This is a genomic window from Ralstonia sp. PBBBR1 (assembly GCF_002256165.1).
Lineage (GTDB): Bacteria > Pseudomonadota > Gammaproteobacteria > Burkholderiales > Burkholderiaceae > Ralstonia > Ralstonia thomasii.
This window is the reverse complement of the sequence record NZ_NKIL01000010.1, coordinates 94,239-114,290: the sequence shown is the minus strand read 5'-3', so window position 1 is coordinate 114,290 and position 20,052 is coordinate 94,239. Positions and strand designations below refer to the sequence as shown.

Below are 20,052 nucleotides of genomic sequence, written 5' to 3'. Positions count from 1 at the left end.
CCGCTCGCCTATAGTGGTATCCGCAGTACGCCGCCCGGGGGAAATCGTGAAGGGCCCATCCCCTTTCGTGGACAGGGCGCTCTCGACGGGGACATTGCCATGAAGAACGCACCATGGGGGCCGCTTCGCGCGGTTGCGTGCGCATGCCTGCTGCTATGTGGCAGGTCGGCACTTGCACAGACCAACGAGCCGGTGGACGACAAGCCACCCAGCCTGGAAGCGCTGCAGCGCGAGCTTGCCGATACGCAAGCGCGCCTGCAGGAACTCAAGCGCTCGATCCAGCAACAGGAAACCCATCTGCGGCACATGCGGCGCGCGCTCGGCATGAGTGAGGGCCGACTCGACACCGTGCGCGGTGCCGGTGCTCCCGGCGCGGCAGGCGACGCCGTGGAACTCGCGCAGAACGACCAGCCCGGAACCACGCCTGTCGGCAAACCGCCGGAGCCTCCTGACCGGCCGCCACGCATCGCGCAGATTTTCGACGAGCCCAGCGCACTCACACCGCCGGGCAAGGTTGTTGTCGAGCCGTCATTTCAGATGGCGTATTCGTCGTCGGACCGCGTGGCGCTGGTGGGCTACACCATCATCCCCGCGCTGCTGATCGGGCTGATCGACGTACGGCAGGTGAAGACCACCACGCTGACCGGCACGGTGGCGATGCGCTACGGCCTCGCGCGGCGCTGGGAGCTGGAGGCGCGGGTGCCCTATGTCTACAGCAAGAGCGACACCGTCAGCCGCGAGCTGTTCACCGGCACGGCGACGGACAACGCCTTCAGCTCGCACGGACACGGCATCGGCGACGTGGAGCTGACTGCGCGCTACCAGATCAATGCAGGCGGGGTCGACAAGCCGTTCTACATCGGCTGGCTGCGCTTCAAGACGCGCACCGGCAAGGATCCGTTTGAAGTCACCACCGATTGCGTGACACGCTGTGTGAGCAATACCACGGGCACCGGCCTGCCTCTGCAACAGCCGACGGGCTCGGGCTTCTTCGCCGTACAGCCAGGGCTGACGTGGCTGTTCCCGACGGACCCGGCGGTTTTCTTCGGCAGCATCAGCTACCTGCACAACTTCGAGCGCAAGGACGTCAGTCTGAACCTGGTGGACGGCTCGAAGCAGTTCCTGGGCAACGTGAAGGCCGGCGACATCATCGGCCTGAACTTCGGCATGGGGCTGGCGCTGAACGAGAAGGCGTCGTTCTCTATCGGCTACGACCAGAGCATCATCGGGCCGACCACGCAAAACGGCCAGCGCGTGCCGGGTTCTGTGCGCACGATTCTCGGCACCTTGCTGGTCGGCTATTCGTACCGGCTCTCACCCAAGATGGCGCTGAACCTGTCGGTGGGTGCGGGCCTGACGCGTGACACGCCGGACCTGACCGTCACGCTGCGCCTGCCGATCCAGTTCTAGCTCAGTGCAGCATGGTGACGACGTTGGCCAACGCGCCTTGCAGCACGTTGGAGAGATTCATCTGACGGAACTGCGGCAAGCTGTTGACCGCCGCATTGATGGTCGTCACCGCCTGCAGCGTCTGGTTGTTCAGGCTGTTCTGGATGACCGTGGCTGCCGCTGCCCCCCCCGTCGCCACATCGGGCGGAGCGACATTGTTTGGACCGTTCTGCACGATGTTGACCGTATTGACCACCGAGGCCAGTTGCTGCGCCTGCGTGGTCGTCATGCGTGCCACATCGGGAATATTGACCGATGCACTCGCCACCAGGTCGCCGTTGATGAAGACCGCACGGTCGATGCCGAACGAAATGCGCAACCCCGCGAGCGAGGGCACATCAAACCCGCCGCGCATGTCGTCGAGCTTGTCTTCGGACACGGCCTGCCAGGCATGGACCGGATTGTTGTCCATGCCGCCCATGCCGGCCGCACACGCATGCCCGGCCGCAGCCAGCGCGAACCATCCAGCGGCCCACGCCACCTTGCCAAACCGCTTCATGATGCCCTCCTGCCCGACTACCGGAATGTCACGCGCCAACGATGCTCAGAAGTCGGACGGACCATGCTTGGGAACGACGATGTTTCCCAGGCCGCTGCGGTCCATGCCTTCCTCCAGCGGTGCACGCGGTGCCACGCGCCAATCCGATGAGGCGTTGAACGTCGCCCCCGCCTCGCGGTTATGGACAACGAACAGCAAATGGTTGTCCCACATGCTCTCGAAACTCGCACGCGGAATCGCACGCGTGCCCATGGCCGGATCGCCCACCAGCACACGCCCTTCCTGTACGCCCTTGACCACCACAAAGTGGTGATAGCCGTTCTCGGTCAACAACACGATGGCCGGCAGGTGGGCGCCCTTCAATGCATCCAGCGGCTGCTCGAAACCATCGGCCTCAAAGCCCAGAGATGCCAGATAGCGTTTGATGTCGAGCAGCGAAAAGCCTTCTCGCCGGATCTTCTCCTGGTTGCCATGCTCGTACATGGCCTGGAACACGGTCTGCTCGCTCACCGGATAGCCGTACTGATACGTGAGCAGTGTCGCCACCGCAGCGGACCCACAACTGAAGTCGAAACGCTGATGCACGGTACGCAGATAGCGCGCGGCCTTCATGCTCGTCACCGGCATGGCATACGTGCCGCCGCCCGTGCCGAGCATGTCGATCGTGCCCGCCAACGCGGGCCCGCAAATCAGTGCCACCAGCACTGCTCCGAACGTCTTGCGCATCATTCCGCCCTTCTCAAGCTCAAGGCCGGAACTGCACGTTGACAATGGTGGCGTTCTGGATCAGCACGTTCGCTCCGCTGTTCTGGATGACCGTGGGGATCCCGCTGGCATTGGCAAACGAGCCGTCGCGCACGATGTTCGACCCCGTCGCCACGTTAATGGCGGCGTTGTCGCTCACCGTGCCCGACAGGCGCGCTTCATTGACGGTCTGGTAGAGATCCTGCGTGCCGCCGCGATAGCTGTCGAGCCGATCTGCGCCCACCGCATGACCGAGCCCAGGCACCGACATGGCCGCGGCGGCCGGGGGACGCACCGCTTCCGTGCTGGCTACCTGCGCACCGTCTGCAATTGGCGCATCGTTCGCTGCCATTGCTGCTGCCGCCGGCCACGCCACCAGGCCGCACGCCAACCACCATGCTGCCCACCCTGCTGTGGTTCTTCTGTCGGATCGCATCAAACGTCTCCTATACGCTCCAACTGCGGGCCGGACCACGGATGCAGTCCGGCCCCATCCGCCGTCATGCGCTGAGCATCATCGCTCGCGCAGCGGCACTTCCCCGCTCATGCCCGATACCGGGCTACTTGCCCACGTTCAGGTTGGCCTGCACGTTGATGCTTTGCTGGATGAGGGAAGCGAAGCCGCTGTTCTGGCTCGCCACCATCACACCAGCTGCGGATTGACCGACGCTGGTCATGGCGTTGGACATGTTGAACGTGCCTGCGTCCACCATGACCGTGCCGCCTGCACCGCCGGTGCCACCCACCGCACCATTGCCGACGCCACCATTGCCGACACCGCCTGCACCACCAGCCGCACCCACGGCGCCAACGGCACCATTGCCTGCCGTGGACGATGCTGCGCCGTTGGTCGCGCTGCCGTTCGTGGAAGTACCGCCTGCACCGCCAGTACCGGCCACGTTGGTAGCGGCCCCACCTGCCGCGCCTGCACCACCTGTGCTGGTGCCGGTGGCCGTGCTCGTTCCAGTGCCTGCGCCACCAGACGCGGTAGAGCTGCCACTGGTGCCGGTGCCGCCGGCCGCGCCGTTTCCGCCGGCCGCGGCTGCTGCGCCACCCGTTGCTGAGCCTGAGCCATGATGGTGATTGGCGTCACCGCCATTGGAGCCACCGGCACCGCCGCCGCTGCCTCCAGCGCCGCCGCCCGCCGCACTGGCGCTGCCTGCCAAGCCACCCAGGCCCGCGCCCAGGCTCGCCGACAGCGTGCCGGAACTGCCGCCGCTACCGCCACTGCCTGCGTTGCCTGCAGCGCCACCGCCATTACCGCCATTGCCGGCCGTCGCGCCACCGTTGGTTGCACTGCCGTGCGTCACGCTGCCCGAGCTGCCACCCGCGCCGCCGCCGCCGCCTGCGCCGCCAGCGCCACCGTTGCCGCCCGCACCTGCGCCGCCATAGCCGTAACCGCCACGCCCGCCGGCGCCGCCGTTGGCCGAGCCTCCGTTATTGGTGGCGACGTTCCCGATCCCCGAAATGCTGAGGTTGGTGACCGTGCCCTCCAGTTTGGAGATGGCAATCGCCTTGCTCGTGTTGAAGGAGTTGGTGAAGGTCGCAGTCGACACACCGCCGTTATTGCTGGCTGCAGTGCCGTAGCCTGTGGCGCTGGCTGTACCGCTGTTGTCGCGGTTGCTGCCTTGGCTTGAGTTGTTGTGTTGGTTCGAATTGTCCGTTGCTGTGGTCGTTGTCGTGGTGTCTGTGTCAGTACTGGTTCTGTTGATGGTTGATGTGGTGGTTTGGGTCTTGTCACCCGCGCCGGACGCCGTATTGCCGATATCAGCCAATGCAACGCCAGAGACCCCCAATCCCATGGCGATCGCGGTGGCCAGTAAGGTCTTCTTCATAACGCACTCCATAAAGGTGAGAGGGACGGCTGAAACGCAGCCAGTAGGGCTGGTGCGCTCTGCCTGTGGGAAAAACATGACCCACCCCGGGGCGGCTCGTTTGCATAATCGGTGCCAACTTCCGGGCACGCTTTACACGGCTGTTCTAAGTGATTGAAAACGCAAAAGATTCACCGACACCCACGTGCAGAGGTGCACGCACTGCCGCGCAATCGTGTCGGGACGTGAATTTGTGGAGGCCCGTTTCCGCCCTTTCGGTTGCAGCGCTGATACACCGCCATGTCGCGCATGACGGCCACGGCCTGCCATGGCCTTCGCGCGAAGACGCTGTCGGCACACGCGCATGCGCACGGCCAGGGTGTTTAAGACGAACGATTGGCCGGGTGTTTCAGGCGCGAAACATCGGCGCATCGGCGCTCACATTGCGTGAGCGGTGGGTCACCGGCAGGAGAGCATCCCGTGGCGCACGTCGGGTCAGGTGGCGCGTCCCATTGATGTGCGCACCGCAAGCGCGCGATCCTATGTGGACGGTTGGCTGCGAGTGCCTCCTATCAGCAAGACGCACGCGGGAGACGCGTCTCGGTTTCCACCTCGGGCGTTGCCCAGGCAGGCGAACAAAACCGCGCGCGGCAAGCATCGTCATGGCAACAACAAACCGCGCGCAACCCGTTCGCATTTCAACCGCGATACCGCAAGCTCAGTTCAGGCCGTGGCGGCCACCGTCAGCTTGAGTTCTTCGATCATGCGGTCGCGCATGACGAACTTCTGCACCTTTCCCGTCACCGTCATCGGCATCTCGGTGACGAAGCGGATGTAGCGCGGAATCTTGTAGTGCGCGATCTGGCCCTGGCAGAACGTGCGGATCTCCTCTTCCGTGGCCTGCTGGCCGGGCTTGAGCACGATCCACGCGCAAACCTCTTCGCCATACTTTGGGTCGGGCACGCCAAACACGTTGACGGCCTGCACCTTCGGATGCCGGAAGAGGAACTCTTCGATCTCGCGCGGGTAGACGTTCTCGCCACCGCGGATGAGCATGTCCTTCACGCGGCCGACGATGTTGCAGTAGCCCTCGGCATCGAACGTTGCCAGATCGCCCGTGCGCATCCAGCCGTCGTGGATGGACTCGGCGGTCTTGGCTTCGTCGTCCCAGTAGCCGAGCATGACTGAATAGCCCTTGGTGCACAGCTCGCCCTTCTCACCCACGGGCACCACCTCTCCCGCGCCATCCACCAGCTTGACCTGCAGATGCGGCTGGATGCGGCCGACGGTGGTAACGCGCTTGTCGAGCGGGTCCGTCACCGCGCTTTGGAAAGACACGGGGCTCGTCTCTGTCATGCCGTACGCGATGGTGACTTCGCGCAGATTCAATTCCGACACGACGCGCTTCATCACCTCGATGGGACACGGCGAGCCGGCCATGATGCCGCCGCGCAGCGTCGATACGTCAAAGCTCTTGAAGTCCGGATGATCGAGCTGCGCGATGAACATCGTCGGCACGCCGTGCAGTTGCGTGCAGCGTTCTTCCGCCACCGTGCGTAGCGTGGCCAGCGGATCGAATGCCTCGCCCGGAAACACCATGCACGCGCCCGTGGCCGTACAGGTCAGCACCGACATGACCATGCCGAAGCAGTGATACAGCGGCACGGGAATGCACAGTCGATCACCCTCTTGCAGGTTCATCGCCATGGCAACGAAGCGCGCGTTGTTGACGACGTTCACATGCGTCAGCGTGGCGCCCTTGGGCGCGCCGGTCGTGCCGCTGGTGAACTGGATGTTGATGGCGTCGTCGGGCGACAGCGTGGCCGTGATGGCATCCAGCGCATCAACGGGTACGCTTTTTCCACGCGCAACAACGTCGGCAAAGTTGAGCATGCCAGGCGTGCCGGCCTCGCCCATCCGGATGACCCAGCGCAGGGCCGGCAGCTTGGCCGCGTTCAGCGCGCCCGGCTGCGCGGTCGCCAGTTCGGGCGCGAGAGTCTGCAGCATCTCCAGATAGCGCGATGTCTTGAAGGCCTCGGCGGCCACGATGGCCTTGCAGCCGACCTTGTTGAGCGCGTATTCCAGTTCCGACAGCCGATATGCCGGGTTGATGTTGACGAGGATGAGCCCCAGGCGCGCTGTTGCGAACTGCGTGAGCACCCATTCGACGCGGTTGGGCGACCAGATGCCGATGCGGTCGCCGCGTTCGAACCCCAGTGCGTGCAGGCCGGCGGCCAGCGCATCGACCTGTTCGGCAAAGGCGCGCCACGTCCAGCGCACGTTCTGCTCGCGGAACACGACCGCCTCGTCGTCGGGGCAGCGGCGCACGGTATCCGCCAGCAACGCCGAGACCGTGACATGTGCCAGCGGCACCGACGTGTCGCCCACCACATACGACGCACCGTTGCGCGGTCGCGCGTCGAAAACCTCACCAGCCATGGATGTCTCCTCCAATCAACGTTGGCCTTTTTGGGGCCTTGTTCTGAATGATTTGTAGCCACTGCATTGATCGCAATTTGACGCAGCTTGACGCATTTGGCAATCCATTCCCCGACGAACAATGACGCGGAACAATTGCTGCACTGCAGCAGCAAAAATCGGCGGGCATCCTCATCAACGCGCTAACATGCCGGCCTAATGTTTTGCGCTTTCTTGCACGTAGGGAATGACGATGATCGTAGTGGTAATGGGTGTTTCGGGTTGCGGCAAATCCACGGTGGGCCAGAAGATTGCCGAGCGGCTGGGCTGCGCTTTCCGTGATGGCGACGAGTTTCACTCCGAGGCCAACCGCGCCAAGATGCACGCAGGCATCCCCCTGAACGACGATGACCGCAAACCCTGGCTCGAATCCATCCGCGCCTACATGGACGAGAAGACGAGCAGTGGGCAGTCGCTGGTGGTTGCCTGCTCCGCTCTCAAGCAGCGCTACCGCGACGTGCTGCGCGGCGCCGCCGGCAACGCCGAATTCGTCTACCTGAAGGGCGACTTCGATCTGCTGCAAGGCCGACTGGCCGCCCGGAAAGACCACTTCTTCAATCCGAGCCTCCTGCGCAGCCAGTTCGACGCGCTGGAAGAGCCGACCGACGCCGTCATCGTCGACATCGCGCTGCCGCCCGAAGCTATCGTCGACGAGGCTGTCGCCCAACTGCAGGCACGCGCCGCGCACCGTCCGGCCGCCTGAACTCGCACGCGTCCACGCGCTAGCTGCGCGTGAGTTGCTGCAACACGGCCTGCACCTCGCCGTTGCACACGCGGCTCATACGCTCCCGCTCACGCGGCGTATCGATCTGCTCGTGCGCCTGCAAGCCAAGTTCGATCAGCGATTGCGCACGCGGCAGCCAATGGCGCGTGAGCGCTGCTTGCAAATCAGCCGCAATGCGGTCCGGATCTCCAAAATAGAGCCGGCCGCCGTATTCGCTCTCGATCTCCTTGCGGATCACCTCGGCGGCGTGCGGCAGCACCGCTCGGTTGACGGCCACATGCCGCAACTCGTGCTCGCGAATGGCGGTGTACGCGCACGTGCCCGGCGCAAATTCGCGCGCCACCGTCACCCGAAAATTATTCAGCACCAGCTCCACCGAAATGGACGGCCGCAGGCAGGTGGTGGCCGGCTGCGTGGCGATGGCCATGTAGCGGCTGTTCACGTCGAAGCGCGCCACCAGCGTCGCATACGTCTTGCCCAGCACGCGCGCAGAGCGATCGTAGGGCGGCGCCTCGGCGGTGAGCTGCTCGACCGAGCGGTCGTTGGAAAAGGACAGCGGCGTTTCGGTGGCGCGCACCTCCACGCGCATCGGGCCCAGCGCTTGGTCGCACGCCTTGAGCCAGTGCGATTTGTTGGCATTGAGCACAGGAGCGCCCGCTCCGCCCGTTGCAGCAGCAACGTTCTCGATTGGCGCAAAGCGCACATCGGCCAGCCTCAGCCGATGCAGCCGACTCCACTGCCAGGCACCGGCCGCCATGGCCAGCACCACACCCAATACCACCACCCGACGCATGCTGGGCTCCCCGTTTGCGCATCCCGACCGGGCTACGCAGGGGCGCCGCCGGCTGGGTCAGGCCGGTGTCAGTTCCACCGGTTCTCGGTTCTTGTGCTGGGCGGCAACCAGTCGCCTGATCTGCTCGCCCGATCGTTTGAGCGCTACGCGCGCCTCTGGAAGGAAAGGATAGAAGATCGGCCACACGTGAGGAAGCCGCCGCCCCATTTCTACCGATACGGATACCCCGGCCGCCCGCGCCCGCTCGGCCATTCGGAGGGTATCGTCGCGCAGCACTTCGCTGGTGCTGACATAGCAGTGCAGTGTGGGCAGGCCCGTGAAATCGGCATACAGCGGCGAGGCGAGCGGATGGTCGGCCGGTGCGCCCGAATCGCCCAGGTACAACGCCGCACCATGCGCCATCCACGCGCCGCGAAACATCACGTCGGATTCATCGTTGTCGATCAGGCTCTGGCCGGTGGCGGCAAGATCCGTCCACGGCGAATACAGCACCGCGCCCGCCGGCAGCGGGTCTGACGCATCACGCAAGGCCACCAGCAGCGCCAACGCCAGCCCGCCGCCCGCGGAATCGCCGGCCACCACAATGCGCGAGGGCGACACGCCCTGCGTCACCAGCGTGCGATACGTGAAGAGCGCATCTTCCACCGGCGCAGGAAACGGATGCTCGGGTGCCAACCGGTAGTCCGGCACGCACACCCGCGCCCGGGCATGCGTGGCGAGGCCAATGGTGATCGGGCGATGTGTGCGCGGGCTGCAGAAGAAATAGCCGCCGCCATGCAGATAAAGCACGACCGGCGCGTCGTCATGCAGGTCCGGATCGGCGGGTTCAATCCATTCGCCGGTGAGGCCATCGCCGTTGACACCATCGGCCGGGACGATACGCCAATCCGGCGGCAGCTCCACCGGCGAAGGCATCTTGCGCTTCTCGGCATGCAGGCGTGTGGCGATCGGGTCGAAGGGCTCCCGCTCGGTCGGCTTCTTGATCTGGTTGCGCACCATCCTAGAGACGACCCAGTTCTGCCAGCTCATCGCGCAACCCTCCGCTGCAAAGTCTCAGCCTAGCGAGGAAGCGCTACCCAGACAATCGGTTCGCACCCTGTTTGAACGGCGAGTGTCCCCATCGGGCAACGCCGTCTGCGAAACCGCAGCATCAAGCCTACTCAAGGCATCGCAGCCAGGGTGCCGGGCACTGCCGCATTGTCTTGCCTCTCCACGCGCTGAGCACGTGCTATGTCGTCCGGTTTTGAGGCCTCGCCTCTATCGCGCCCGGCACCGCGCCTGGCGCTTCCTTGCCTCGGCACATGACAAACAATCTATAAATTTATATATTATTCGAACCTAGATTGCTCCCCCTGCTTCCCATGTCGATCGACTTCACACATTTCACTCCAGGCGCGGCGCTCGTCGGCGGCCTGATCATCGGGCTGGCGGCGGCCGTGCTGGTGCTGGGCACCGGCCGCATTGCCGGCATCAGCGGCATCGTCGGCGGGCTGCTGCTGCGCCCGCGCGGCGATATGGACTGGCGCATCGCGTTCCTGATCGGCCTGATGGGGGCGCCAGTGGTTGCCGCCCTGCTTGGCCACCCCGTGGTTCCGGAGATCGCCGCGGGTTGGGGTGAGGTGCTGGCGGCTGGGTTCCTGGTCGGCATCGGAACACGCTACGCAGGCGGCTGTACAAGCGGCCACGGCGTGTGCGGGTTGTCGCGCGGCTCGGTGCGCTCGCTGGTGGCCACACTCTCCTTCGTGACTGCCGGCATCGTCACCGTGTTCGTGGTACGGCACGTGTTTGGAGGCTGACATGGCCATCGTGATCGCACTCGTAGCGGGCTTGCTGTTTGGCGCGGGGCTCATCGTGTCGGGCATGGCCAATCCGGCCAAGGTGCTCGGCTTTCTCGATCTGTTCGGCCAATGGGACCCTTCATTGGCGTTCGTGATGGCCGGAGCGATTGCCGTTGGCGTGATCGCCTTCTTTGTGGCGCGTCGGCGCGGCCGCTCGTGGCTTGGCACGCCGATCCAATTGCCGTCGGCAACAGGCGTGACCGCGCGGCTCGTGCTCGGCAGCGCCGTGTTCGGCATCGGTTGGGGGCTGGCAGGTTTCTGCCCGGGGCCGGCATTGGTGGCGCTGGGCGCGGGCGTGCCAAAGGCTGTCGGTTTTGTCGCCGCCATGCTGGCGGGCATGGCTGTCTTCAGTTGGCTGCAACGCAAGCGCTAGGCGGGCGGCAGTGCCGCAAACAAACCGATAACCCACCTACAGAGGACAACATGACGCTGCGCAAGCTCATCGACGAGTCCGGCGTCGCGCCTATGACGTTGTACCGGCACTTTGCCGGCAAGGAAGATCTGATCAAGGAAGTGCTGGAGCAACGCTAGAGCTTCGTCGTGGGCAGCATTGCCGAGAAGCTCGGCCCCATGCCTGACGCCACCACCCGCCTCAAGGGCATCTTCGACCGGTACGGCACGTGGTTCCGCACGCCAGAGTTCGCGGGCTGCCTGTTCGAGCACGCGCTGGCGGAGTTTGGCAACACCTGCCCCGAGGTGACCGACGTGGCGGTGCGCTACCGCGACGATCTGCTCGCAATGATGGAAACGCTGCTCAAGGATGTGGTGCCCGCCAACACGGCGCGCCGGCTTGCCGGGGTATACGTAATGCGGCTCGCGGGCGTCACGGCCGACGCCCGCGCGATTGGCGATCCGTCTGCCGCGTCACAGGCCTGGCACGCCGCAGAAACCCTGCTGCACCAGGCCAGGGCCGCCACGGAAGCGGTCTGAACCCGCCTGCCGCGGACTACCAACCGCGCTGCAGGCGCCGCGCGATCATCGAGGGCAAGCGCAGCAAGCCCTCAGCCGCCAGGCGCAGATGCATTGCGATCAGCAGGATGTTGTCACGCAGATACCGGAAATGCGACACGCCGCCCTCGTTCGGGCGGAAGTAGCGCACCGGCGCCGCCAGCCGGATCGGACGCACGCCGGCCCAGCACAGGCGCACTGCCGCTTCCGGGTCGAAATCGAAACCGCGCATCCAGCTCTGCTGGCGCATGATCTCGGCCAGCGGTGCAATTGGATAAACGCGAAAGCCGAACAGCGTATCGCCAATTCCAGCCCACAGGGTCTCGATGTCCGCGCAGCCATTGGACAGGCGCCGGCCCTGCACACGCATCTGCGGCGCCGTTGCGTCGAACACCGGCTGGCCGAGGATCATCGCGTCGGGCGCCGCCTGCGAGGCAGCCATGAATTCGGGGATCAGGTTGGCGGGATGCTGCCCATCGGCGTCCATGGTCAGCACGTAGGTAAAGCCTGCTGCCGCAGCGGCCTCCAGACCAGCCAGTACAGCCACGCCCTTGCCGCGATTGCGCGGCAGCACGATCACCCGCAGCCCCGGGTCTTGCGCGGCCATGGCCTGCAGGCGTTCGGTGCTGCCGTCGGTACTGCCGTCCACCACCACCCAGACCGGGTTCCACTGTGCGCGCGCACTGCGCACGGTGTCTTCAACCTTGTGGCCAGGGTTGTAGCTTGGAATCAGAACGAGGTGCGAAGTGGAAGCGCCGGTCATCGGCATGGCGTCGGTCCGGCCAAACGTTGAAAGCGGAATGCGTCGGGCGCTGGCGCGAGCCTATCGCGTGCGGTGCTCTGCCACGTAGGCCGCGAGCGAGCCCAGCGAGGCGAAGATCTTCTGGTTATCGGGATCGCCCGAGCGCAGCTCGAAGCCGTATTTCTTGGAGATCAGCAACGCAACTTCGAGGATATCGATGGAATCGAGCCCGAATCCTTCGCCATACAGCGGTGTGTCGGCGGTCAGGGCATCGAGTTGAATGTCTTCGAGATTCAGTTCGCCGATCATGAGTGCGGCGAGCTCTTTTTCCAGGTCGTTCATCGGTCTTGCACCACAGGCGGCGCGCTGCGGGGACTGCGGCCAGAGCCGCCGACGATCTTCTTGCCCGAAGCCCCTGCCTTGTCCAGCCCAGCCTGTGAAGGGGGTCGTTTAAGCTAGGCGGATTCTAGACGAAGGGGTACACCCCGTATAGCGCGAAACCGTGACAAACACCGCATATCGCGGCGCTTCCACGAAGTGACGCAAACGATTCAACGGCTTGTGTGGCGCCACAAAGCGGCAAGGGGCGCCGTCGCACGGCCGGCCGAGCGCGTACATCCGGTTACAAACACGCCGCCGCCGGATCGGGCGAGACAGGCTCGGGGCCCTAGAATGTGCCCCGCCCTATGATGAAACTGCCGTGCACGCCCCTACGACAACCATGCAGCGCCGCTCCCCCCACCTTGCCCTGCCATGCACCGACTGACCAGCTTTGCGCGAGGCGCAGCGGGCGTGGGTGCGATCGTGGCGTATCAGGTCGGTGCGCATTACGCAGCGGCCACGCCGGGCGCGCATGGCGTGGGCCTGGCAATGGCGCTGTTACCGCCGTTGGCAATCGCGCTGGTGGCGGCCATACGTACCACGCATCGTGCATGGCTGTTGCCGCTGTGGTTGCTCGTCTGCTCAGTGCTGTGGATGGCGCGCGCGCCGCTGGCCGCGCATTTTGACTGGGGCCTGTACCTCGAGCATGCAAGCTTCAACCTGATGATGGCCTACGTGTTCGGCCGCACGCTGGTGGCGGGGCGCGAGCCGCTGTGCACGCGCTTTGCCCACATGGTGCACGGCACGCTCACACCGCGCATTGCGCGTTATTCGCGGCAAGTCACGCTGGTATGGACGCTGTTCTTCCTGGCAACCGCTGCCGTGTCCACGCTACTGTTTGCCACGGCATCCACCGTCACGTGGTCGACGTTTGCGAACTACCTGTCGCTGCCGCTGGTGGGCGTAGTGTTCGTGGCGGAATATCTATGCCGCCGCATCGTGCTGCGCGGTGAGCCACACTCCAGCCTGTTCGACGCGGTGCGCGCGTATCGACAATCGGAACAATCCGGGCACGTCACGCCCGCTGCCACAAAACGGTCCCGCTGAACCTACCCGCCTGCAAGATTTGCTTCATGCCGACTTACCCGCTGGTCTCCCATCCAACGCTGGACAACACGCTTGCCTGGCGTGATGGCACGCCCGTCTCAGCGCGCACGTTCCTGGCCGATGTGATGGCGCTGGCCCCGATGCTGCCGCCGGGCGGCCACGTGTTCAACGCCTGCGCAGACCGTTACCGCTTTGCCGTCGGGCTGGGCGCAGCGCTGGTGGCCGGCAAGGTCAGCCTGCTGCCGCCCATGCAGACGGCGCAGATGGTGCGTCAGCTTTCGGCGTTCGCGCCCGATGTGTTCTGCCTGCACGATGCGACCGCCTGCCCGGTCGACCTGCCTGCCTTCCGTTATCCCGATGCGTTGACGCCCGGCGCAGCGCCCATCGACGTGCCGCAGATCGACACGTCGCAAGTCATGGCGGTGTTGTTCACGTCCGGCTCGACCGGTACGCCGGTGCCGCATCGCAAGACGTGGGGCGCACTGGCGCGCTGCATGCGCACGGCCGTCGCGCACCTTGGCCTGGCCGATGGGCGCGCCTTCACGCTGGTCGGCACGGTGCCGGCACAGCACATGTACGGCCTTGAGGTGACGGTGCTGTTGGCGCTGCAGGGCGGTCTGGCGTTCAGCAACCGGCAGCCGTTCTATCCGGCGGACATTCGCGAGGCGTTGGACGCAGTACCGCAGCCGCGCGTGCTGGTGACCTCGCCGGTGCATCTGCGGGCGCTCCTCGCATCGGAGCCCGCGTTGCCGAGTGCATCGCTCGTCCTGTCGGCCACAGCGCCGCTGTCGGAGGCGCTGGCGCGGAAGACCGAGACTCGCCTATCCGCGCCGCTCCTGGAAATCTACGGCAGCACCGAAACCGGCCAGGTCGCGACGCGCCGTACCGCGCAAGAAACCGCGTGGCACCTGTACCCCGGCGTTCGCATGGAATCGCGCTCCGGCACGCCGGAAGACGAAGGCCCGACGGTGTGGGTCTATGGCGGACACGTCGAAACCCCGGTACCGATGGGTGACGCGATCGAACTGATCGACGACACGCACTTTCTCCTGCACGGGCGCAAGGCCGATCTGATCAACATTGCAGGCAAGCGGTCGTCGCTGGCGTATCTGAACCATGAACTCAACGCGATTGCCGGTGTGGTGGACGGCGTGTTCTACATGCCGGACGATGCGCCCGCCGCCCCGCACAAGCACGGCAGCGCGGCGGTCACGCGCCTAGTGGCGCTGGTTGTGGCGCCGGGCCTCAGCGCGGCGGATGTGCTGCGTGCCCTGCACGACCGCATCGACGCAGCATTTATGCCGCGTCCACTGCTGCTGGTGGACGCGCTGCCGCGCAACGAAACCGGCAAACTGGCGCGCGATGTGCTGGCCGCGCTGATCGCGCAGCATTCGCACCGCAACGCACACAAGCACGGCATGCGCTTCACCATTCCCGCTGATCACCCCGCGCTGCCGGGGCACTTTCCTGGCCATCCGATCGTGCCGGGCGTGGTGCTGCTCGACCATGCGCTTCACACGATCGGTGCGGCGCTGGGCCGCTCGCTTGATGCCTGCAAGATCAGCGCGGCCAAGTTTCTCAGTCCTGCGGCACCCGGGGAAGTGCTCGATCTCGCGTTCGAGACGACGGCAAGCAACGCCGTGCGCTTCACAATCCGCGCGGGCGAACGTGAAGTGGCCAGCGGCGTCCTGTCTGCCCCGGCACCGGAGGGCGTTGCCGCATGAAGCGCTCCGACTGGGCCGAGCGTCCGGAGCGCAGCAACCTCGCGCTGCTGCGCCTGATGACGTGGCTGTCGCTGCGGCTCGGGCGGCCGTTCGGCCGGGTCCTGCTGCGGCTGATTGCGTTGTATTTCGTGGCGGCCTCGCCGGCTGCGCGGGGCGCTTCACGTGACTATCTGCGCCGCGCGCTCGGCCGCCCTGCAACGCTGTGCGACGTGTTCCGCCACATGCTCACGTTCGCCACGACCATTCATGACCGCATCTACCTGATCAGCGGGCGCTTCAGTCTGTTCGACATCCAGTTGCAGGGCCAACAGCATGTGCACAACGTGCTGGCGCAGGGGCGCGGCGCGTTCCTGCTGGGCGCGCACCTGGGCAGTTTCGAGGTGGTACGCGCGCTCGGCCGGACGGTGCCGGATCTACGCGTGGCTGTCGCCATGTACGAAGAGAATGCACGCAACATCAACGCCGCGATGGCCGCCATCAACCCGGCGGCGGCGCCGGAGGTCATTCCGCTCGGGCGCGTGGACGCCATGCTGCAAGTGCGCGAAGCGCTGGATGACAACCGGCTCGTCGGCATGCTGGCCGATCGCACGCTGTTGCGCGATGCGGGGCCGTCAGTCCGGCACATGGATTTTCTCGGCAGCCCGGCGGCGTTTCCGTTGGGGCCGCTGCACATGGCGGCCATGCTCAAACGCCCCGTACTGTTCATGACGGGGCTGCATCTGGGCGGCAACCGCTACGCCGTGCATTTCGATCTGTTGGCGGATTTCGCCGATGTGCGCCGCGAAGATCGCACCGCCGCCGTGCAAGCCGCGCTCGGCCGCTATGTGGAACGCGTTGAACATTACTGCCGCACCGCACCGTACAACTGGTTCAATTACTTCGACTTCTGGCAGGATGCCGACGCGGCCGGAGCGCCGGATCACGCCCCCGCCGACCACCAGACCACGCAAACGCCATGACTGCAACGCGCCCATTCTTCCGCGCCTTCCTGGCCTTGCTCGCGGCCAGCATGTTGGCCGCGACCGCCCACGCTGCGGATACCGCCTGGACGCTCGACCGCCTGATGTCCACGCTCGCACGCAACAAATCGGGGCGCGCCACGTTCACGGAAACGAAGACGCTGTCGATTGCAGCACAGCCCATCGAATCATCCGGCGAGCTGGTGTTCGTCGCGCCCGATCATCTGGAAAAGCACACGCTCGCCCCGAAGCCCGAACTCCTCGTCATTGACGGCGACAAGCTGACCGTGGAGCGTAACCAGCGCAAGTTCACGATGCCGCTGTCGCAATACCCGGAGCTGGGCGCGTTCATTGAAAGCATCCGCGCCACACTGGCCGGCAACCGCTACGCGCTCGAAGCGATCTACAAGGTCGCCATCGCCGGCCACGGCGATGACTGGACGCTCACCCTTTCGCCCATCGACACGCGCATGCAGCAAGTGGTGCGCACCATCACGCTGGAGGGCACGCGCGATGTGCTGCGCAGCGTCGCCATCCGCCAGGCCGACGGCGATCATTCGCTGATGCGCCTGCAACGCGTGCCCGGCAACTAAGGATGGCGCGCACATGAAACGCTTGCACGCCCTGCGTCGGCCTGCGGTGCTGGTCTGGTTGACCGGCCTGCTGCTGTGCGCGGTCGTGATCGGGCGTACCAGCTTTACGGCGGACTTGTCGGCGTTTCTGCCGCGCTCGCCGAGTGCCGAGCAACGCGTGCTGGTCGACCAGTTGCGCGAGGGGCTCGTGTCGCGCCTCATCCTCGTCGGCATCGAGGGTGGTGACGCGGCCACCCGTGCAACGCTGTCAAAGCAGCTCGCTGCGAGGCTGCGTGCCGACGCGCAATTCAGCGCCGTCAACAACGGTGAGCCCGTGAGCGAAGCGCGCGACCGGCAGTTCATCTTCGACCACCGCTACGTGCTGAGCCCCGCAGTCACGCCGCAGCGCTTTTCCGCCGAAGGGCTGCATGCGGCGCTGGGCGAAAGCCTCGATCTGTTGAGTTCATCGGCAGGGCTCGTCGCCAAGAACATGCTGCCGCGTGACCCGACCGGCGAGGTGGCGGCACTCGTCAGCCAGCTCGACAACACCGCGCTGCCGTCGTCGAAGCACGGCGTGTGGGCGTCACGCGATGGCCAGCGTGCCGTGCTGGTCGTGCAGACAACGGCCGCCGGCTCCGACACTGGCGCACAGGCGCATGCCATTGATGCCGTGCGCCGCGCGTTCGATGCGGTTGCGCGCGCAGTGCCAAACGCAGCGTCAACGCGCATCCTGATGACCGGCCCGGGCGTGTTCTCCGTCGAATCGCGCGACACCATCAAGCACGACGTCGAACGGCTTTCCGCCGTCAGCCTCGTACTCGTTGTGGCACTGCTGTTGGCGGTATACCGCTCGCCGCGCACGGTGGTGCTGGGGTTGCTGCCGGTGCTGTCCGGCGTGGCGGCAGGCGTGGCGGCGGTCAGCCTCACGTTTGGCGCGGTGCACGGGCTCACACTCGGGTTCGGCACCACGCTCATCGGCGAGGCGGTCGACTATTCGATCTACCTGTTCGTGCAATCCGCCCGCCTGCACGGCGCCACTCCCAACGACAGCCTGCGCGCATGGATTGCCACGTACTGGCCGACTATCCGCCTGGGTGTGCTGACCTCGGTGTGCGGCTTTGCGTCGATGCTGTTCTCGGGCTTTCCCGGCCTGGTGCAACTGGGGCTGTATTCGATTGTGGGGTTGGTAACGGCCGCGCTCGTCACGCGCTACGTGCTACCGCATCTGCGTGGTGCAGAAGTGGCGACGCGTGATCTCTCGCGCGTGGGAGCGTGGCTGACGCGGGCGACGTCTGCCGCACCGCGCCTGCGCTGGCTGTTGGCCGCCGTGCTCATCGGCGCATGTGCGGCGCTTGCGCTGCATCGCGATGGCTTGTGGAGCCGCGAACTCGCCGCGTTGAGCCCCGTCCCCGCGAAGAGCCAGGCGCTCGACGCCAGCCTGCGCGCAGATGTGGGCGCGCCCGACGTGCGCTATCTGGTGGTGATCCCGGCAGCAACGGAACAGGCCGCGCTCGAAGGCGCCGAGAAGATCGCCACGCAACTGCAACCGCTCGTGGACAACGGCGTGCTCGCCGGCTTCGAGAATCCCGCGCGCTACCTGCCGAGCGATGCCACACAGCGCGCGCGCCTCGCGAGCTTGCCGGCGGCCGATGCACTGGCCACACGCATGCGCAGCGCGGTGGAAGACCAGCCGATCCGCGTAAAACCCGATCTCCTCGCCCCGTTTGTCGCCGATGTCGATGCGGCACGCGGGCAGCCCCTTTTGCGGCGCGAAGACCTGAAGGGCACGTCGATGGCATTGGCGGTGGACGCGCTGCTGACCAAGCGCGCAGGACAATGGAGCGCCATGCTGCCATTGCGTGCACCAGCGGCCGCGCCGGGTGCCGCAAATGACGCCATAAGTCGTCCCAGCCTGGACGCCACCCCAATTCGCTCCGCCGTCGAACAAGCGGACGTGCCCGGCGCGCTCTTCGTCGACATGAAGGTCGAAGCCGATCGGATGTACGTGAACTACGTGCGCGAAGACCTTCGCCTCTCGCTTGCCGGTTTTGCGGCGATCGCGTTGCTGCTGATCGTGGCGCTGCGCTCGCCGCAGCGGACCTTGCGGGCGTTGGCGCCCCTGGTGGCGGCGGTGCTGGTGGTGACGGCCGGCTTTGCACTGGCGCGCGTGCCGCTGACCATCCTGCATCTGGTCGGCATGCTGCTGATCGTGGCGGTGGGATCAAACTACGCGCTGTTCTTCAATCAGCGCACCCAGGCCATTGCGCCACAGACGCTGGTGTCACTGCTGGTGGCCAACCTGGCAACGGTGGCCGGCTTCGGGCTGCTGGCCTTCTCCCGCGTGCCGATGCTTGAGACGTTCGGATTGACCGTCGGCCCGGGCGCCATGCTTGCGCTCGTGTTTTCCGCCATCCTGGCGCCACGCGCCCATCACGATCAGCACGCCGCCGCATGAACTCACTGACGACCTCACCGCTTGGCAGGGCCCGCCGCTGGAAGCCGACTCCGCTCATCAACGGCGCATTGGCGCTGCACGCCGGCGCGGCGGTTGCCGTTGCGGCCGATCCGTCGACGTGGCCGTGGGCGGGCGGCAGCGTCATCGCTTCGCATCTCGTGCTGATGGCCGGCGGTCTGTGGCCGCGCAGCAGCTGGCTCGGCCCGAACTGGACACGTCTGCCCGTCACGGCGGAGCGGCACATCGCGTTGACCATCGACGACGGCCCTGACCCCGATGTCACGCCGCGCGTGCTGGACATACTGGACCAGTACGGTGCCAAAGCCACCTTCTTCTGCATCGGCGAATTGGCGCAGCGGCACCCGCGCTGCGTCGAGGCCATCGTCGCGCGCGGGCACGCGGTGGAAAACCACAGTCAGCGCCACCGGCATACGTTCTCGCTGAAGGGGCCAGGCGCGTTGCGGCGCGAGATTGCTGCCGCACAGGACACGCTCACGCAAATCACCGGCACGCGCCCGCTGTTCTTCCGCGCGCCGGCCGGACTGCGCAACCCGTTTCTGGAGCCCGTGCTGTGCCAGCTTGGCCTGCAACTGGCGAGCTGGACGCGCCGCGGCTTCGATACCCGTTCGCGCAATCCCGAAGCCGTCACCCAACGCCTGCTGCACGGTCTGGCGCCGCAAGACATCCTGCTGCTCCACGACGGCCATGCGGCGCGCGATGCACACGGCGACCCCGTCCTGCTGACCGTATTGCCGAAGGTGCTCGAAACCGCCGCGCGCGCGCAATTGCAGTGCACGACGTTGCGCGCTGCCCTCGCGCCGGAGCCCGCGCAGGCCACGCGCTCGCAAATGACCATTTGATAAAATTTGTTGACGATCGGCGCAG

21 protein-coding genes are annotated in these 20,052 nt (G+C 65.8%); 12 read left to right on the top strand and 9 right to left on the bottom strand.

Annotation, left to right across the window (positions count from 1 at the left end):
* The first annotated feature begins 99 nt into the window (after window positions 1–99).
* Window positions 100–1,410: a hypothetical protein gene (locus CFE42_RS18745; protein WP_004633287.1), complete on the top strand. Its 1,311-nt coding sequence runs from the start codon at window positions 100–102 to the stop codon at window positions 1,408–1,410.
* A gap of 1 nt (window position 1,411) precedes the next feature.
* Here CFE42_RS18745 and CFE42_RS18740 read toward each other — a convergent pair whose 3' ends face one another.
* The 5 genes from CFE42_RS18740 to CFE42_RS18720 form a co-directional block, all read right to left on the bottom strand.
* Entirely contained in the window at window positions 1,412–1,948 is a 537-nt protein-coding gene (locus CFE42_RS18740) for a hypothetical protein (RefSeq protein ID WP_004633289.1), read from the bottom strand.
* Between the two features lie 45 nt (window positions 1,949–1,993).
* On the bottom strand, window positions 1,994–2,677 hold the full coding sequence (locus CFE42_RS18735) for a C39 family peptidase (protein WP_004633291.1): 684 nt from the start codon (window positions 2,675–2,677) through the stop codon (window positions 1,994–1,996).
* 16 nt (window positions 2,678–2,693) lie between these two features.
* Complete coding sequence (locus CFE42_RS18730; protein ID WP_004633293.1) at window positions 2,694–3,128, bottom strand: hypothetical protein; 435 nt, start codon at window positions 3,126–3,128, stop codon at window positions 2,694–2,696.
* A 124-nt stretch (window positions 3,129–3,252) separates the two neighbouring features.
* Entirely contained in the window at window positions 3,253–4,527 is a 1,275-nt protein-coding gene (locus CFE42_RS18725) for a hypothetical protein (protein ID WP_004633295.1), read from the bottom strand.
* Between the two features lie 702 nt (window positions 4,528–5,229).
* Window positions 5,230–6,945: an AMP-binding protein gene (locus CFE42_RS18720; RefSeq protein WP_004633297.1), complete on the bottom strand. Its 1,716-nt coding sequence runs from the start codon at window positions 6,943–6,945 to the stop codon at window positions 5,230–5,232.
* A gap of 232 nt (window positions 6,946–7,177) precedes the next feature.
* On the opposite strand from CFE42_RS18720, the gene CFE42_RS18715 reads away from it, so the two are divergent.
* Window positions 7,178–7,687 (top strand): gluconokinase, encoded by a 510-nt coding sequence (locus CFE42_RS18715; protein ID WP_004633299.1) that lies wholly within the window; start codon window positions 7,178–7,180, stop codon window positions 7,685–7,687.
* Between the two features lie 19 nt (window positions 7,688–7,706).
* Here the strand turns inward: CFE42_RS18715 and CFE42_RS18710 are convergent, their stop codons facing one another.
* Together CFE42_RS18710 and CFE42_RS18705 are read right to left on the bottom strand one after the other, a co-directional pair.
* Window positions 7,707–8,501 (bottom strand): hypothetical protein, encoded by a 795-nt coding sequence (locus CFE42_RS18710; protein ID WP_004633301.1) that lies wholly within the window; start codon window positions 8,499–8,501, stop codon window positions 7,707–7,709.
* Between the two features lie 57 nt (window positions 8,502–8,558).
* On the bottom strand, window positions 8,559–9,530 hold the full coding sequence (locus CFE42_RS18705; protein ID WP_004633304.1) for an alpha/beta hydrolase: 972 nt from the start codon (window positions 9,528–9,530) through the stop codon (window positions 8,559–8,561).
* Between the two features lie 332 nt (window positions 9,531–9,862).
* On the opposite strand from CFE42_RS18705, the gene CFE42_RS18700 reads away from it, so the two are divergent.
* From CFE42_RS18700 to CFE42_RS18685, 4 genes are read left to right on the top strand one after another with little or no spacing between them, the layout of a single operon-like run.
* Window positions 9,863–10,297, top strand: a complete 435-nt coding sequence (locus CFE42_RS18700) for a YeeE/YedE family protein (RefSeq protein ID WP_004633307.1) — start codon at window positions 9,863–9,865, stop codon at window positions 10,295–10,297.
* Window position 10,298: 1 nt separating this feature from the next.
* Window positions 10,299–10,712, top strand: coding sequence for a DUF6691 family protein (locus CFE42_RS18695; protein WP_004633308.1), 414 nt, complete (start codon window positions 10,299–10,301; stop codon window positions 10,710–10,712).
* 50 nt (window positions 10,713–10,762) lie between these two features.
* On the top strand, window positions 10,763–10,870 hold the full coding sequence (locus CFE42_RS18690) for a helix-turn-helix domain-containing protein (protein ID WP_004633310.1): 108 nt from the start codon (window positions 10,763–10,765) through the stop codon (window positions 10,868–10,870).
* Between the two features lie 39 nt (window positions 10,871–10,909).
* A complete protein-coding gene (locus tag CFE42_RS18685) occupies window positions 10,910–11,269 on the top strand; it encodes a hypothetical protein (RefSeq protein WP_235202060.1) in 360 nt (119 codons plus the stop codon).
* 16 nt (window positions 11,270–11,285) lie between these two features.
* Here the strand turns inward: CFE42_RS18685 and CFE42_RS18680 are convergent, their stop codons facing one another.
* Window positions 11,286–12,056: a glycosyltransferase family 2 protein gene (locus CFE42_RS18680; protein ID WP_004633314.1), complete on the bottom strand. Its 771-nt coding sequence runs from the start codon at window positions 12,054–12,056 to the stop codon at window positions 11,286–11,288.
* A 54-nt stretch (window positions 12,057–12,110) separates the two neighbouring features.
* The gene (locus CFE42_RS18675; protein WP_004633317.1) at window positions 12,111–12,371 is read right to left on the bottom strand and encodes a phosphopantetheine-binding protein; all 261 of its coding nucleotides are present in this window, start codon (window positions 12,369–12,371) and stop codon (window positions 12,111–12,113) included.
* A gap of 411 nt (window positions 12,372–12,782) precedes the next feature.
* Between CFE42_RS18675 and CFE42_RS18670 the strand changes: the two genes are divergently transcribed.
* The 6 genes from CFE42_RS18670 to CFE42_RS18645 are packed head-to-tail and all read left to right on the top strand — an operon-like array spanning window position 12,783 to window position 20,027.
* A complete protein-coding gene (locus tag CFE42_RS18670) occupies window positions 12,783–13,457 on the top strand; it encodes a hypothetical protein (protein ID WP_004633320.1) in 675 nt (224 codons plus the stop codon).
* A 26-nt stretch (window positions 13,458–13,483) separates the two neighbouring features.
* Window positions 13,484–15,181, top strand: a complete 1,698-nt coding sequence (locus tag CFE42_RS18665; RefSeq protein WP_004633322.1) for an AMP-binding protein — start codon at window positions 13,484–13,486, stop codon at window positions 15,179–15,181.
* The gene (locus tag CFE42_RS18660; RefSeq protein WP_004633323.1) at window positions 15,178–16,140 is read left to right on the top strand and encodes an acyltransferase; all 963 of its coding nucleotides are present in this window, start codon (window positions 15,178–15,180) and stop codon (window positions 16,138–16,140) included. The genes CFE42_RS18665 and CFE42_RS18660 overlap by 4 nt, the downstream gene beginning before the upstream one ends.
* Window positions 16,137–16,733, top strand: coding sequence for an outer membrane lipoprotein carrier protein LolA (locus tag CFE42_RS18655; RefSeq protein ID WP_004633326.1), 597 nt, complete (start codon window positions 16,137–16,139; stop codon window positions 16,731–16,733). The genes CFE42_RS18660 and CFE42_RS18655 overlap by 4 nt, the downstream gene beginning before the upstream one ends.
* 13 nt (window positions 16,734–16,746) lie before the next feature.
* Window positions 16,747–19,167, top strand: a complete 2,421-nt coding sequence (locus CFE42_RS18650; protein WP_004633328.1) for an MMPL family transporter — start codon at window positions 16,747–16,749, stop codon at window positions 19,165–19,167.
* Complete coding sequence (locus CFE42_RS18645) at window positions 19,164–20,027, top strand: polysaccharide deacetylase family protein (protein ID WP_004633329.1); 864 nt, start codon at window positions 19,164–19,166, stop codon at window positions 20,025–20,027. The genes CFE42_RS18650 and CFE42_RS18645 overlap by 4 nt, the downstream gene beginning before the upstream one ends.
* Window positions 20,028–20,052: the final 25 nt, after the last annotated feature.